A 16,326-nucleotide genomic window follows, 5' to 3' on the forward strand; every position below is an offset into this window, starting at 1 on the left:
ATTTGCTAACTACTTAGATTGTTTTCTCTTCTTAGATATAACATCAAATGCTACTGCTGCAAGTAAAACTAAACCTTTTACTGCTTTTTGCATGTTGGCATCTATACCCATAATTGACATACCATTGTTTAATACACCCATGAATATTGCACCTATTACTGCTCCACCAACTGTTCCTGTTCCACCATAAGCTGATGCTCCACCTATGAAACAAGCTCCTATTGCATCTAGTTCGTAGTTCATACCTGCTGTAGGCGCAGAAGAGTTGAAACGAGCAACACACATTAATGCAGCTACTGCACTTAAAAATGCCATATTTACATAAGATTTAAATAATACTTTATTTGTATCTATACCACTTAATTTTGCAGCTTTTTCATTTCCACCAACTGCATATAAGTATCTACCATTAACAGTTCTTGATGTGTAGTATGAGTAAATAAGAACTACTGCTGCTAACAATACTAATATAGTTGGTATACCTTTATGATTTGCTAACTTATATCCTGCAAATAATATTAATGCACAAATTACTACTAATTTAGTTAAAAGTTGTGCCATACTTCCTGTGCTATAACCTTTTCTAGTTCTATTTTTTCTACTTACAAGTTCAGTAAATACTAAAATAGTACAAACTACTATAGCTACTATCATACACATAATGTTGATTTCGCCACCAAAAGGATCTGGTATATAACTATTAAATAGGTTTAAGTAATTTTCTGGGAATGGTGAAATTGTTAATCCACCTAATATCATTAAGGCTACACCTCTCCAAAGCAACATTCCTGATAGTGTTACTATGAAGGCTGGTATTCTAACATATGCAATCCAAAATCCTTGCCATATACCTATCAATATTCCCACAGCTAAACATATAGCAATAGCTAAATATACATTCATACCTTTAGTTACTATTAATGTTCCTGCCAATGCTCCAACTAAAGCTACTATAGAACCAACAGATAAGTCTATGTTACCACCTGTTAATATACACATTAACATCCCAACAGCAAGTATAACAACATAACCATTTTGAGATATTAAGTTTGTTATATTTCTTGGTGCTAGAAGTGTTCCCCCAGTTTTAACTTGGAAAAACAATGCAACTATAACCAAAGCTATAAGCATGGTATTCTTTTTTATAAAAACTTTCATTTTGTCCATACTATTAAATTCTTTTGCTTTTTCCATAATTCTACACTCCTTGACTTGATTTCAAAATACATGACATTATAAGTTCTTGATCTGCTTCTTCTTTGTTAAGCTCTCCCACAATTTTACCTTCATTCATAACGTAGATACGGTCACTCATTCCTAGTACTTCTGGTAATTCAGACGAGATCATAATTACTGATTTTCCTGCTGCAACTAAATCGTTGATTATGCAGTAAATCTCATATTTTGCTCCAACGTCTATACCACGAGTTGGTTCATCAAGTATTAGTACTTCTGGCTCTGCAAACATCCACTTACTTAATAGTACTTTTTGTTGATTTCCTCCACTAAGATTACCTACATTTTGTTCTATAGAAGGGCATTTTGTTCTTAACTTTTGTTTATACTCTTCAGCTACTTTAACCTCTTCATCTTTATTTATAACATTATGTTTACTAATCTTATCCATTCTTGCCATAGTTGTATTAACCTTAATAGGATTTGATAATATTAGCCCATTTCCTTTTCTATCTTCTGATACATAAGCTAATTTATTATAGATAGCATCTTTGACAGTATTTAATTTAACTTCTTTTCCATTAATAAAAATTTGTCCACTAATATTTGTACCATAACTTTTTCCAAAAACACTCATGGCAAGTTCTGTTCTACCAGCTCCCATAAGTCCTGATATTCCTACAACTTCACCTTTACGTACATTTATAGAAACATTATCAACAACTTTACGCCCCGAGAATTGTTCATGATATACGTTCCAGTCTTTGATTTCTAAACAAACATCTCCCACTTCAATATTTTCTCTTGCTGGGAATCTATTAGTTAAATCTCTACCAACCATTCCTTTAATTATTCTTTCTTCACTAAAATCATCTATTTTTTTATCTAAAGTTTCTATAGTAGATCCATCACGAATAATTGTTATTTTGTCGGCAACATAAGATATTTCATTCAATTTATGTGAGATTATTATGGAAGTCATTCCTTTTTTCTTGAATTCCAATAATAAATCTAGTAATTTTTGCGATTCTTGTTCATTTAATGATGCTGTTGGCTCATCTAATATAAGCAGTTTAACACTCTTTGATAAAGCCTTTGCTATTTCAACTAACTGTTGTTTTCCTACACCTATATCTTTTATTAAAGTTTGTGAAGATTCTTGAAGCCCTACAACCTCTAATAATCCTTCTGCGTCGGAATAAGTTTTATTCCAATCTATTGCCATTTTTTTACCTTGTTCATTTCCTAAAAATATGTTTTCTCCTATACTCATATAAGGTACTAATGCCAACTCTTGGTGTATGATTACTATACCTTTTTTCTCACTATCTTTTATTTCTTTAAAATTACAAACTTCACCTTTATAAACTATATCTCCTGTATAACTACCATAAGGATACACACCACTTAGTACATTCATTAGAGTAGATTTACCAGCTCCATTTTCTCCAACTAAAGCATGAATTTCTCCTTCCTCAACTTGAAGGTTTACATTATCTAAAGCTTTAACTCCAGGAAATTCCTTGGTAATATTTTTCATTTCTAATATAATTTCAGCCAATTACCTCTCCCCTTTAACTTACAAGGGTAAATATAATCGCTTATATTTACCCTATTTGATTTTATAAACTAATGTATAAAGCTACTATTTTAATTGATCTTCAGTATAGTATCCTGAATCTATTAATAATTCTTTGTAGTTATTAGCATCTGCGAATACTGGCTCACATAAGTAAGTTGGTATTACACCTTTTCCATTGTCATAAGATTTTTCATCATTTACATCTACTTTTTCATCTGACATTATTTGTCCAACCATTTTAACAACTTGAGTTGCTAATGTACGAGTATCTTTGAATACTGACATTGATTGAGTTCCAGCTAAGATATTTTTAACAGAAGTTATATCACAGTCTTGTCCTGTTAATACAGGGAAGTTATCTTTTGTATATCCAGCAGATTTTAAAGCATTTGTTATACCATTTGCAACAGAGTCATTAGAAGATAATACAACATCTACTTTTTTGTCTCCTGTGTAGTTAGCTGTTAATATGTTATCCATTCTTTTTTGAGCTTCTTCAGTTGACCAGTTTGGAGTAGCAACTTCTTCGAATTTTGTTTGTTTAGATTGAACAACTAATTTTCCATCATCTATGTATTTTTGTAATACATCCATTGCTCCACCAAAGAAGAAGTGACAGTTGTTATCATCAGAAGAACCAGTGAATAATTCTAAGTTAAAAGGTCCTTTTTCTTCATCTAATTTTAAAGTATCAACTATATATTGACCTTGTATTTGACCAACTTTATAGTTATCAAATGTAGCATAATAAGATACTGCATCTGTATCCATTATTAAACGGTCATAAGCTATAACAGGTATTTCTTCAGTTTTAGCTTCTTCTAAAACTGTACTTAAAGAACCACCATCGATTGATGCTATAACTAAAAGTTGGCATCCACCAGTTATCATGTTTTCAATTTGAGAAACTTGAGTAGCTATATCATTGTTTGCATATTGTAAGTCTACCTCATATCCTGCTGCTTCTAATTCTTTTTTCATGTTTTCACCGTCTTGGTTCCAACGTTGTAAATCTTTTGTAGGCATAGCAACACCTATTTTTCCACCTTCTTTTTTGTCTCCTGATCCTGAACCAGAACTAGAACATGCAGTTAGTGATAATACTAACATCACACTCATTGATAATGCTAATATTTTCCCAAAAATTTTTTTCATTAGTGCTTTCCCCCTAAATTTTTTAATATTTATAATAATAGGTTATTTTATTTGACTAATAACTAATTTAAAATATCTTTTCATTATTAAAACAACCTATTTTATACTTATTTATTTTTTTATAAATTTATAAATAGTGGTACTCTCATACTTATCTCCTGCTTTTAAAATAGGAGATTTGAAATTTTCATTGTTAATTGAATCTGGGAAATATTGTGTTTCTAAACATATGCCGCATCTGTCTTCATATAAAGTGTTGTCTTTACCTATAGGTCCTCCAGATATAAAGTTTCCTGCATAAAATTGTACGCCTTCACTATCTGAATATACTTCCATAGCAATATTTGTGTTTTCATCATAAAGTTCTGCTATTTTTTCTATACCTTCTTCCGTCTTATCTATTACAAAGTTATGGTCATAACCACCACAAAATAGCAGTTGATCATAATTTTCATCAATTTGAGAATTTATTTTTTTTGGAATTGTAAAATCCATTGGTGTTCCTTTTACACATTTAATTTCACCTGTTGGGATGGCTTTGCTATCTTTTACTGGTGTAAAGTATTTGGAATTTATCCATAGTTGTTGATTAGTTGCATCTTTGCTCTTATGTCCTGACAAATTAAAATAACTATGATTAGTTAAATTTACAACAGTATCTTTGTCACTTACTCCTTCATAAGATAATTTCAATTCATTATCTTCAGTCAAAGTGTATCTGACTTTTACCGTTAAATTTCCTGGAAATCCTTGTGTTTTATCCAAATTAAAATAAGTAAACTCGACATAATTTTCTTTTTCATTCAAGTAATAATTCCACACAACTTTATGAAATCCTTTTCCACCACTATGTAAATTATTGCTATTATCGTTTTGTTCTAAATTATATTCAATATTGTTTAAAGTAAAGCATGCATTATTAATACGATTACAATTAGGCCCAATAGTTGCACCAAAGAATTTTGGATTTGACATATAGTTTTTTAGATCATCATATCCAAGAACCACATCTATTTTTTCATTGTTCTTTGGAATAGTAAGGCTTATTAATGTAGCTCCATAATTAGTAACTACAGCTTCCATACTATTACTATTTTTTAATTTAAATGCAAAAACGCTATCCCCCATATTAGTTGAACCAAATTGCAATTTTTCTATGTTCATATCATTCTCCCTTAAAATCGTTATTTCTACATCTTAATATTAAAATCTTTCATATTTATTTCATTTAGTTTACTGACTAAACTAAGTCTTTATATTTACATTGTAAAAAGATTCTGATAGTTTGTCAAATATTTCATAGAAATATTTCAATAAATTTTTTGATGAATTTTGTAAAATCAGTGACTATCTCAATTATATAATAATTTATTTTTAAATATTTTATAATAATAATTTTATAATAATGAAAAAAAGATGCTTTTATCATAATTTATATGAAAGCATCTCTTTTAATTTCTTATTTAATTTTCTCTGCATTTTTTATAGCACTAAAAATGTTATTGTAGAATTTTACTTCTTTAGAACTATCTATATGTAATCCATCAGAAGTGCTAGTAAGATATCCTTTGCTATCAATAAATCCTTTTGTAGCATCAATAAATTTTACATTTGACTTTGTTGAGCAAAAGTCTTTTAGTTGTTTATTATACTCATTAATAGCTTTGATGTGATTTGTTGGGCTACCTTCTGCAAAGTTTTTCCCCACAGGAAATACTTTTTGTACATATATAGTTTTGTCTGGATATTTTACAATAAGTTGATTTATAAGAGCCTTTGTATCTCTGATGTTTGTAGAAACAGTCACTCCATTTACTCCTATTAGTAAAGATACACTATCAATACTATTTTTATCCGGCATTTCATCTACTTTGTCTAACCAATAAGATGGTCTACTTCCTCCTTGAGAATGAACATAAACCTTTTTATTTTTACCTTTTATAGTCTTTTCCATTCTTGCTGTAAAGGAATCCCCAACAAATAAAAAGTCATTTAAATTTTTTCTATCTGATGACTTAGACTTGTTAATCACTTTAATACTTGGAGTAAGTTTTATGTAACTTCCTTTTACATAAGCATAAGAGTTTTTATATTTTATTTTGTACCAGTTTGTTGAAGTTGATCTTACAATACTTACCTTTGTATCTTTTGGTAAATAGCCTAGAACTTTTGAACTTGTTGAATAGCTTTCTCTTACTGTTAATTTTGTGGCATTATAAACTGTTCCTGTATTTAATACATTATCTATAGTTTTTGTTTTACTAAGTTTTATAAAGCTTTTACCCACATAAGCATAAGAGTTCTTGTATTTAATTTTATACCAACCATTATTAGTCTTTTCTATTATTTCTACCTTATCACCAGTGTAAAGACTACCTAAATATTTTCCACTAACTGAATTTTTACTTCTTACACTAACTCCATCTATAGTTGCTGTTCCCCTATCAATTACTTTTACAGTAGCTTTTGATAATACTTTTTTGTTACTTATCTCATTTGCATCAATTGTTATTGATCCACAAAAAAAACTACTTATCATAGCTCCTGCTAAAAAAGTAACTACATACTTTTTAAATTTTTTATTTATCATTTTTATCCTCCATACAACCACCTTATAGGTATATATTACCTTTATTTAAAATAAATACAACTGATTTCCTGAAAATTAAATTTCTTTAGTGTAAAAAACCTTCAATGAATTAACTTCAATGAAGGCTTTTTTATCTATTTTATTTTAGACATATTTTCTTTTACCACACTACAAGAATGTTTAAATTCTTTTAACTCTTCTTCAGTTAAATTAAGTTGGTATTTATCTTCTACTCCATTTTTTCCTATAACTACTGGAATACTTATATATAATCCTTCTTCACCGTATTGCCCTTCTAGTAATGTTGAAGCAGTTGTTACAAACTTTTCATCATGATAAATTCCTTTTATAAATCTAGCTGCTGTGGATGCTATACCAAACTCTGTACACTTTTTGCCGTCATAAGTAAACCATCCACCTTTTATTGTTTTGTATGTTATGTCTTTTTTATCTAGCTTTCCGAAAGTTTCTGGTCTTTCTTTTTCCAATTGGCTTAGAGGTTTTCCACCTAAATTTACAATTGACCAAGGAATCATCTGAGAGTCCCCATGCTCTCCTAAAGAATATCCTATAATAGATTTATGATCTATTCCTGTAGACTGTGCCATTACATTTCTAAATCTAGAACTATCAAGACCTGTTCCTGTCCCAAAAACTTGATTCTGAGGAAGACCTGTAACCTTTTGTATATGATAAGCTATTATATCGCAAGGATTTGTAATATTTATTATTATGCCATTAAATCCAGCATCCACCACTTTTTTAATATATGTGTTAACCATATCCACACTTTGTTGAAGTTCATCTAATCTATCTCTAGTTTCTAAAATTTTTCCCACACTATTTACTATTATGTCACAGTCTGCTAAATCTTCATATTCTCCTGCAATTACATTTATTCTATGTGGTAAATATGTTGTAGCATCTAGTAAGTCATGTTTTTCACTAATAGCTTTTTGTTTATTAATATCAACTAAAACAAGTTCATCTACCAGTCCTTGAGTTACTAATGAAAAAGCCACATGAGCTCCAACATGACCAACGCCAATTATCCCAACTTTTCTTAATTTTATTTCCATTTATATTGCCCCCTTTATAGAATGTAAATTTTTACAATATTTAAAATATTTAAGTTAATAATAGCACAGTTGTATACAATATGGTTTTCTTTTTTACTTACTAGAATCTTTTAAATATATTTTTATGATAAAGTTCTGAACTCATATCCATTATCTTTAAAGTATTTTATTACACTTGGTAAAGCCTTAACTGTTTCTTCTTTTCCATAAGTGTCATGCATTAAAAGAACTACCATTTCTTTTCCCTGTGAAGTTTTCATACTACAATTAAATAATTCCTGAGCATTTTTTCTTTTTCCTTCAGCATCTCCATTTAAAGATGACCAGTCAATAGATACCATATTATTTTCTTCCAAATGTTTATCTAATTTTTCCATACCCTTCCAAGACATATATCCCCCTGGGCATCTTATTACTCTTGTTGAGAAGTACTTACCTAAGATATCTTTTAATAACTTATCATTTTTTTCAAAGTCTTCTTTAAATGCTTTCATATCTAAAGTTCTACATGGGTATAACTTTTTAACATCATGAGTATATGAATGATTTCCTATGGCATGACCTTCATTAAATTCTCTCTTTACAAGATCTTTTGCCTCTTGTCCACCATATTCTATGTTTTGCCCAGTTAAGAAGAATGTTGCTTTTACATCTTCTGTCTTTAAGATATCCAATACTTTTGGTGTATTAGTTTTAGATGTACCATCATCAAAAGTTAAAAACACTATTTTTTTACCATCATTAATGTAATCATATTTACTTAGTTTTTCTGATACTTTCTTTGCATCATAAGAGTATTTTTGACCTTCATGGCTAACACCAACTACATATTTTTTCTTTTCTTCTTCTTCTTTTCTCTTTTCTTCTGCTATTCTTTCTTGTTCTACCTTAATTTGTCTTTGACTACCCACATATGCCAAAGTCTTATTTAGTACCCCAAATACAGTTAATACTGCTATTAAAACTATCAACGCTTTTTTTTTATTTATTACTATATTCCTCATAACTCTTAGCTCCTACCTCTACTAATTCTAAGCTACATTTTATCGCTTTTAGTGTTTTTACGTAATAATTTGTCGACATACTAAGTATAATCCAGTGGTCTATTATCATTCAATATATTTTTTATTACAAATTTGAAATAAAGAATTTTAGTTTTTTTAAAACTTTTTAGAATGCCAGGTGTAGGAGTTATCCACAATTTCTTAAGTTTTCTTTAGAAATGTTGCTACAAAAAGGACTACTTCCTTTGGGAAGTAATCCTTTTCATTTTATATAATTTTTTATTATTTACTATATTTCATGTATTTAGGTATAGCTCCTCTTACTCCACCTGTTGGATCAATCACATCTCCATTAAATCTAGGCATTAAATGTATATGAACATGAAAGACTGTTTGACCGCCAGCTTCATTTACATTTACTCCCACATTATATCCATGAGGACTGTATTTTTCATCTAGCAATTCTTTTCCTTTATCTACTAAATCAAAGATTGCTTCTCTTTCTTCTTTTGTTATATCAAAGAAGTTTGCAACGTGTCGCTTTGGTATTACTAACATATGACCTGGTGTTGCTGGAAATTTATCAAAAATAGCATAAGCAAGGTCATTTTCCAGTACATAATCTTTTATTTCACAAAATATACAACTCACTTTACTTCCTCCTTACTTTGTCTAATTTCTGATTTTCAACTTATTACATTCCACTATTTATTTCTGAGTCTGGTACACTACCACCAGTATCTCCTTCGTTACCTTCATCTGGGTTAGGATTAGGTGTTGGTGTTTCTTCTCCTCCAGTATTTGAGTCATCAGTTCCTGGATTAGAAGGTTCTTCATTATTATCATTAGATGGTGGTATTACTGTATTATCATTGCCATTGTTGTTACCGTTATTATTGTTCCCAGTATTATTATTGTTATTATTACTGTTGTTGTTATTGTTATAATTGTTATTTATATTATTGTTATTATCAGTATTTTCATTTGAATAATAATCATCTTGGTATGTATCTACATTATTAGATTGAATATCTGTTGCATCAGCTGCTTCAACTGCTGTATCTTCTTCTACAGGTTCTTCTTCAACAGGCTCTTCTTTTACTATCTCTGTAGTTGGTTTATTTTTAGCACTTTCTTTTTTGTCCTTATTAAGTAGTTCTATGCCCTTTACACCCATTACTAAAACTAAAATAACAGCTGCACAAGCGCATACTTTCTTAATTAATCCTCTTTTCTTTGATATAGAATCATATTCTTCTACATCCTCTTCTTCTACACTTGAATCCCCTTCATCCAATGTTTTTTCAACTGCTATTGGTAGGCCCTCTAAGCAAGCACTTACATCTAACATAAGATCATTTAAATTTTCATACATATAATCTGCTTTATCTGTAGTTGCCCCATATATAATACTAAATACTTCTTCTTCCTTAATATTCTTCTTTAATTTTTTTGAACTAAAATCAAAATCCCTAGTTATTAATGCGTATAGAATAATACCTATAGAATAAATATCTTCTTCTCTTCCAGCGTAAAAATCCTCTTCATCAATAAGTTTTCCTGACTCATCATATTTTTGCTCCAAATATGATAGTACGTCAACTTTTACAATATTTTCTGAATTTATAAATATGTTTTCAATATCTAGATTTTCATGACTTAATGATTTGTGATGAAACTCTTTTAAACCTTCTACTATTTGTTTAATTATATTTAAACTTTCTATATAAGTCAGTTTGCTAAATACTACTTTATTCCACAAGCTTCTGCTTTTGAAATACTCCGTTTCTATGTAGTAATAAATATAGTTATTTTCTACAAAACTAGATATGTCATTTATCCCTATTAGGTTTTCATGTTTTAAATCTTTTAACATATTTATTTTTTCTGTTATGCTTTTTATATATCTTTTATTATCGCTTTCTTTTCTTAGGACTTTTATACGTACTTTTTGCTGTGTTTCATTATTTATAGCCACATATACCTGAGAGCAATCATCTTTTTCTACTAGCTGGATATCAGTGTATTTACTCCTAAAATCTTCCATGTATTATTCCTCCATAATATATTTCCTTTTCCCTAATCACAATTAACTTAATTATACAAAATTTGTAAATAATTATCTATATTTGTATCAAATTTTTTTATACTATTGTCATTTTTTGAAACAATAAAAGAGTGTATTATTTTTTAATACACCCTTTACATTCATAATTAATATTTATTTTTACTATAAATCTAATTTCTTTTCTATATTGTAATAAGAATTAGTAACCTTAGCAATTAGTCTATGACTATCATCCCATATATCTACCTCATAAACTAAAATCTTCTTGCCAAACTTGATTTCATTGGCAATAGCTATTAGCTTTTTAGATTCTATGGCAGGATTTAAATAAGTAATATTACTGGAAGTAGTTACTACGTAGTTACCTCTAGACCATGCGGCTGCTCCTCCCACAGTATCTGCTAAAGTAAAAATACACCCTCCATGAACGGATTTTCCAGGATTTAAGTGACTTTTACTTATGTTTATCTCTCCCTTTGCATAACCTTTTGAGATTGATATCATTTTTATACCTATATCTTTTGCAAAACCACCTAAACTATTTATGTGTTCTATCATTTTTTTGTAATTTACTTTATCTATAATATCTAGTTTTTCCAATATATTTGGTCCCCTTACTTCGCTATTTTCAATAATGTTTATAAATATTTTACCATAGTATTATAATATCTTTCTTATAAAAAAATGTAAATAGAGGTTCTTATTTATTATGATATTAATATTTATATTTTTTCAGATAATAAAACTATCTCATCTTTATCTTCTTTATTTAACATCTTATTAGTTATATTTGCAATTACTAGTATACCTACTATATCAATTATTAATCTAATTATTGTAAATTTCCATCCTAATGAAGATGCCTCAAATAAAAGTAAAGGAATCTTTGTAGTTGACCAAGCACCTATAAAGATAAGTATATTTGAAAAATTAGCACCCTTTTTTAATAATATTCCTGCTATAGGAAAAGCTGCATATAATGGACCTGCAGCTGCAGAACCTAATAAAAATGCAATTGATATACCTACAATACCAGAATTATCACCCATATATTTAATCATCTTTTCTCTAGGAACCCATACATCAAGTAATCCCAGCAAAATAAATATAGGTGGAATAACTTTTAACATTTCACTAATATTTGACATGGTTATTGATGTTGCTTCTTTTCCTTTATATGGCATAATAATATTCATTAAAATCAAAATACCTACCATTAATATGGATACTTTGTACTTTTTAATAATATTTTTCATTATAAAATCACCCCCATAATCATTGCTACTACTAGTGAGAATATAAAAGCTAAAGAGTTTCTTATAAAAGTTGCTTTTTTACCCCAATACTTTATTTCAAGAGGTATAGTAACTATACCAACCATCATAAGTGTAGATATAAATGCTGCAATTTGGCTTATTCCTGCACCATTTTCTAATAATACACTGGCCAGAGGAAAAGCTACAAATCCAGGGATTAAAGTTATTGAACCTACTAAGGCTCCCATTATGACACCAATAAATCCACTTCCCTCTCCTATAAATTTAGATATAACTTGCTCATCTAAGATAACTAGTATTATTCCAATCAAAATTATTATTGTTATAAACTGAGGTAACATATTCTCAAAAGATTTCCAAGATTTCTTTAATGCTATTTTAGTTTTACTTTTATCTTTTACTAATGACACAAGTAAAAGTAATATAGCCAGCAAATACATAATTTTACTAAACATGTTTATTTCTCCTATAATCATCATTTTCATTCTTATTATAGCTTTTATTATACTTTTATTATGTGACTATATCACGCATTTTTTTCAGAATATGTTACCATTTAAATTTTTAATTTACAACATAAAAAAACAGCTATGTAATAGCTGTTTTTTTAGAGTCCTATTAATTATCATATGTTTTTTTTATACTGAACAAAAACATTCTCGTTTTAAATCAAATATCTTGGCAGCACCTGCAATAGTTGTTCCAAAGAATACCACTTCTTTTCCTATATCCATAAAATTAACTAAAGATCCATTACATAAAGTACTTCCTGTACAAAGTACTACATCACTCCAGTTAATTACCACATCTTCGTAATCTTTAATACCATCTTCCACCAATACTCCGTATTTATTTTGTCCTACCATATCTGGATTTAAGTCTAATATACGTATATTATTTTCTTTTGCTAAAGATTCCAATATGGCTGGTTGATATCCGATTAGTGCAATTTTTTTATTCTTGAAATTTTCTCTCACATAGTCAGCAAACTTCTCAGCACAAATTTCTGTATCATTATTTTTACAATGAATAGTATTTGTAGTCATGTTTAATTTACACATAACTGCATTTAAACTAGCTAAGAAAAGTCCCCTTCCATGGGAATCATTTAGTATATCCAACTGTAATATTTCTTTTAAACTTCCTCTAAAAACTGAAGGTGAATCTGTAAATGCTTGACCTATTGCCCCTTGAAACTCAGCTTGAACCATTACATCTTTCCCCACTATAATTGGAAAGTCTTTTCTTTTTACAATACCTATTGCCTCCTTGGGAGTCAGTGTTTTAGAGTTAATTACTATATCACTATCTCCCAGATTATTTTCTTTTATTAAGTCTTCAAAATACTTATGTAATGTTTGAAATAACTCTTCTTTTGTCATAATATTTCCCCTTTCTTATCCCCAAAAACTCATTAATATCCTCATCTTTATACTCATTAAACAATTCCTCACTTTTTCTCACTGATTTTAATTGACCACTGGACAAAATACCTATTCTATTTGCCATTATTTGAGCTTCATTAAAATCATGAGTTACAAAAATTATAGTACATCCAAAGATTTTATGTATTTTTTTTATTTCATCATACATGCTCTTTTTTGTGGTAGGGTCCAAAGCAGAAAAAGGCTCATCCATTAATAGAATTTTAGGTTTTAAAACTACAGATCTTGCTAAAGCTGTTCTTTGCTTTTCTCCTCCACTTAAGGTCCCTGGATATTGATTTAAGATATTTTCTATAGATAAAATTTTGCAAATCTCTTCCACTGTGGATTTTATAATTTTCTTATTAATTTTCTGCATTTTAAGACCATAAGCTATATTATTAAAAACAGTTAAGTGAGGAAATAAACCATAATCTTGATAAACAAAACCTATTTTTCTATTTTCTAAAGGTATGTCATTTACTTTCTTATCATAAATTTTTATACTTCCTTCGTTACTTTTATAAAAACCTGCTATGGACTCCAAAAGTACAGTTTTTCCTGAACCAGTCTTTCCCAATATGGCAAAAATCTCATTTTCATAAATTTGTAAATTTACCTTTTTAAGAGAGAATGAGCCTACACTTATGGAAAACTGATCTATATCTATTAACTTTTTCATTTTCCTACCACATCCTTCATTCTATCTCTTTGCAAATCTTTGTTTGTGAAATAATTGGAAGCAAATAAAGAAATTGATGAAATTAAAAGTAAGATTAAGGCCGAAGCCATGGCCACTCCATTGTCTCCCGTTGCCACATTTAAATATATACTTCCAGGAAGTGTTTCTGTTTTCATTCTTGTAACTCCCACCAACATCAAGGTGGCTCCAAATTCGCCAAGGCCCCTAGACCAAGTCAAAATCAACGCTCCTATTATAGAGTTTTTTGCAAGGGGAAGTGTAATAGTTAAAAATCTAGTAAACTTGCATGCTCCCAAGGTTCCTGCTATAAACTCCAGCCTACTGTCCACCTCTAAAAAAGCCGTTCTCAAAATCCTAATTGCATAAGGTAAATTCACCACAACTTGAGCTATAATTATTCCCAGCTGACTGTATATAACCTTTATCCCAGCATGTTTCAAAGCTTTTCCAAAGGGTGATGAGAACATAATAAGTAAGCTAAATCCCAATACCAAGTATGGAAGGCATAAAGGTAATTCTATGATTATTCTCATATATTTATTTAATTTATTGTTTTCTCTTGTCAAAGTATATGATGTGGGTATGGATAAGAACATGCAAACAAAAGTTGATATGGTTGTTGTTATTAAACTAAGTTTTAGTGAAAATTGTATTTCCTTTGAAACAAATGCTTCTTTTATATATGGAATTCCTTTTATAACAATGGTAAAGACTATTAAAGATATGAATGTAACTACAAAAATTGTGATTGAATATGAGATAATATTAAATAAATTATTTTCTTTATTTTTCATATATGTTTTCTAATTTAATACTTCATATCCAAAACTTTTCCATATATCTTTTGCTTTATTACCATCTAAAAACTTAATGAATTCAGTTAATGATTCTTTATTTTCACCACATTTTAAAGAAGCTGCTGGTACTGTTTTTATATATTTGTCCAAATCCTTTGTGTCTACTATTTCTATATCATGGCCTTTTGCATTTTCTTTCCAAACTATAGTTGCATCACATTCACCACTTGCGATGGCATTGGCAAGCTCTGGTGCTGTAGAAGTATTTGCAACTACATTTACTTTTTTAAATATTTTTGCATCACCTAATGCTTTTTTAGCTATTTTTCCTATTGGTGTAGCCTCATAATCACCTAAAACCACATCTATGTTATCTTTTGTTAAATCATTAAGATTTGTAATTTCCTTAGGATTGCCACTTTTAACTGCAAGTACTGGTATATGTTTTACGAGATCCACACTTTCCTTCACTTTATCCTTCACTGGTTTTAATTCTTCTGAAGAACCAGCTATAAATAAATCCCCTTCTTCAGATGTGTTGATTTGTGTTTGTGTTTGAGCTGCGTTGGCATAAGTTACTTTTATGTCGCAACCTGTTTCTTTTTTAAATTCTTCTGCTATTTTTTCAAATGGTTTTGTCATTCCTGCCCCACAATAAACTGATAAACTTTTCCCCTCTAATGATAAAGTCTCTTCTTTTTTGGCTGTGTCTTTATCTTCTTCTTTGTTTTCCGTTGAAGTACATCCTGTAAATAATGATGATAGTATTACTGCTGTGGTTAGTAGTAAAGATAGCTTTCTTTTCATTTGTATTTCTCCCCCTTTGATAAATGATTTATTTAAGATAAGTTTACCACATTTTACCATTTATCGTCATGTTTTAATTAGTTTTATTACGTTTTATTATGTTTTGTTTGTTTTAAAAAGGGAGTATCAAAAATGATACCCCCCTCTTAAAATATTCATTAGCTATTTTATTTGATTTTAAGTAAGATAATAATTAACTACAAATATACTTTAAATTTATCTTATTTATGGTATCTTATTGTATGAGGTGATATTTTGAAAAAGACAATTAAAGTAGTTGCTGCCATAATAGAAAACGAAAATAAGGAAATATTATGTGCCCTTAGATCTCCAGAGATGACTCTTCCTAACCAATGGGAGTTTCCTGGTGGAAAAGTTGAGGATGGAGAATCTTTATTTGAAGCTATAGAAAGAGAAATTCAAGAAGAGTTACGCTGTACAGTAAAAGCTGTTGATGAGTTTGACGAGAATACTCATGAATATGAAAAAGTTATAGTAAATCTTATAGGGATTAAGTGTAAATTGGTGGAAGGTACTCCTGTAGCTAGAGAACATTCTAAGCTAGTTTATTTGAAGAAAGAAAATTTAAATTCTTTAGTATGGGCTCCTGCTGATGTGCCTATTGTGGAAAATCTTATTAAAAAATAGAGGACAAATGTACTGC

The 16,326-nt window shown here is 29.2% G+C and carries 17 protein-coding genes; 1 reads left to right on the top strand and 16 read right to left on the bottom strand.

All coding sequences use genetic code 11. The annotated features are described in order from the left end of the window. Positions 1 to 9: 9 nt before the first annotated feature. The 16 genes from mmsB to modA all read right to left on the bottom strand — a co-directional run bounded on the left by mmsB (position 10) and on the right by modA (position 15,662). Positions 10 to 1,194 (bottom strand): multiple monosaccharide ABC transporter permease, encoded by a 1,185-nt coding sequence (gene mmsB / locus TVTCOM_RS16435; protein ID WP_434797338.1) that lies wholly within the window; start codon positions 1,192 to 1,194, stop codon positions 10 to 12. 4 nt (positions 1,195 to 1,198) lie between these two features. Continuing rightward, a complete protein-coding gene (gene mmsA / locus TVTCOM_RS16440; protein ID WP_434797339.1) occupies positions 1,199 to 2,737 on the bottom strand; it encodes a multiple monosaccharide ABC transporter ATP-binding protein in 1,539 nt (512 codons plus the stop codon). 84 nt (positions 2,738 to 2,821) lie between these two features. Continuing rightward, complete coding sequence (chvE, locus tag TVTCOM_RS16445) at positions 2,822 to 3,913, bottom strand: multiple monosaccharide ABC transporter substrate-binding protein (protein WP_434797340.1); 1,092 nt, start codon at positions 3,911 to 3,913, stop codon at positions 2,822 to 2,824. Positions 3,914 to 4,024: 111 nt separating this feature from the next. After that, on the bottom strand, positions 4,025 to 5,077 hold the full coding sequence (locus TVTCOM_RS16450) for an aldose epimerase family protein (protein WP_434797341.1): 1,053 nt from the start codon (positions 5,075 to 5,077) through the stop codon (positions 4,025 to 4,027). 295 nt (positions 5,078 to 5,372) lie between these two features. Beyond that, a complete protein-coding gene (locus TVTCOM_RS16455) occupies positions 5,373 to 6,503 on the bottom strand; it encodes an SH3 domain-containing protein (protein ID WP_434797342.1) in 1,131 nt (376 codons plus the stop codon). Between the two features lie 134 nt (positions 6,504 to 6,637). Continuing rightward, on the bottom strand, positions 6,638 to 7,582 hold the full coding sequence (locus TVTCOM_RS16460) for an L-lactate dehydrogenase (protein ID WP_434797343.1): 945 nt from the start codon (positions 7,580 to 7,582) through the stop codon (positions 6,638 to 6,640). A gap of 122 nt (positions 7,583 to 7,704) precedes the next feature. Continuing rightward, the gene (locus TVTCOM_RS16465) at positions 7,705 to 8,586 is read right to left on the bottom strand and encodes a polysaccharide deacetylase family protein (protein WP_434797344.1); all 882 of its coding nucleotides are present in this window, start codon (positions 8,584 to 8,586) and stop codon (positions 7,705 to 7,707) included. Between the two features lie 282 nt (positions 8,587 to 8,868). Next, the gene (locus TVTCOM_RS16470; protein WP_434797345.1) at positions 8,869 to 9,237 is read right to left on the bottom strand and encodes an HIT family protein; all 369 of its coding nucleotides are present in this window, start codon (positions 9,235 to 9,237) and stop codon (positions 8,869 to 8,871) included. A 43-nt stretch (positions 9,238 to 9,280) separates the two neighbouring features. Further along, entirely contained in the window at positions 9,281 to 10,633 is a 1,353-nt protein-coding gene (locus tag TVTCOM_RS16475; protein ID WP_434797346.1) for a protein kinase domain-containing protein, read from the bottom strand. Positions 10,634 to 10,816: 183 nt separating this feature from the next. Continuing rightward, positions 10,817 to 11,254: a PaaI family thioesterase gene (locus tag TVTCOM_RS16480; RefSeq protein WP_434797347.1), complete on the bottom strand. Its 438-nt coding sequence runs from the start codon at positions 11,252 to 11,254 to the stop codon at positions 10,817 to 10,819. A 122-nt stretch (positions 11,255 to 11,376) separates the two neighbouring features. Beyond that, on the bottom strand, positions 11,377 to 11,910 hold the full coding sequence (locus TVTCOM_RS16485) for a permease (protein WP_434797348.1): 534 nt from the start codon (positions 11,908 to 11,910) through the stop codon (positions 11,377 to 11,379). Beyond that, positions 11,910 to 12,386, bottom strand: a complete 477-nt coding sequence (locus TVTCOM_RS16490; protein ID WP_434797349.1) for a permease — start codon at positions 12,384 to 12,386, stop codon at positions 11,910 to 11,912. The genes TVTCOM_RS16485 and TVTCOM_RS16490 overlap by 1 nt, the downstream gene beginning before the upstream one ends. Before the next feature lie 183 nt (positions 12,387 to 12,569). Next, on the bottom strand, positions 12,570 to 13,313 hold the full coding sequence (locus TVTCOM_RS16495; protein WP_434797350.1) for a Rossmann-like domain-containing protein: 744 nt from the start codon (positions 13,311 to 13,313) through the stop codon (positions 12,570 to 12,572). Beyond that, positions 13,279 to 14,037, bottom strand: a complete 759-nt coding sequence (locus TVTCOM_RS16500; protein ID WP_434797351.1) for an ATP-binding cassette domain-containing protein — start codon at positions 14,035 to 14,037, stop codon at positions 13,279 to 13,281. The genes TVTCOM_RS16495 and TVTCOM_RS16500 overlap by 35 nt, the downstream gene beginning before the upstream one ends. Beyond that, positions 14,034 to 14,852: an ABC transporter permease gene (locus tag TVTCOM_RS16505; RefSeq protein WP_434797352.1), complete on the bottom strand. Its 819-nt coding sequence runs from the start codon at positions 14,850 to 14,852 to the stop codon at positions 14,034 to 14,036. The genes TVTCOM_RS16500 and TVTCOM_RS16505 overlap by 4 nt, the downstream gene beginning before the upstream one ends. A gap of 9 nt (positions 14,853 to 14,861) precedes the next feature. Then, the gene (gene modA / locus TVTCOM_RS16510) at positions 14,862 to 15,662 is read right to left on the bottom strand and encodes a molybdate ABC transporter substrate-binding protein (RefSeq protein ID WP_434797353.1); all 801 of its coding nucleotides are present in this window, start codon (positions 15,660 to 15,662) and stop codon (positions 14,862 to 14,864) included. Between the two features lie 255 nt (positions 15,663 to 15,917). Between modA and TVTCOM_RS16515 the strand changes: the two genes are divergently transcribed. Next, on the top strand, positions 15,918 to 16,310 hold the full coding sequence (locus tag TVTCOM_RS16515) for a (deoxy)nucleoside triphosphate pyrophosphohydrolase (protein WP_434797354.1): 393 nt from the start codon (positions 15,918 to 15,920) through the stop codon (positions 16,308 to 16,310). Positions 16,311 to 16,326: the final 16 nt, after the last annotated feature.

It is taken from the genome of Terrisporobacter vanillatitrophus (genome assembly GCF_051148895.1).
In the GTDB taxonomy this organism is placed as follows: Bacteria; Bacillota; Clostridia; order Peptostreptococcales; family Peptostreptococcaceae; genus Terrisporobacter; species Terrisporobacter vanillatitrophus.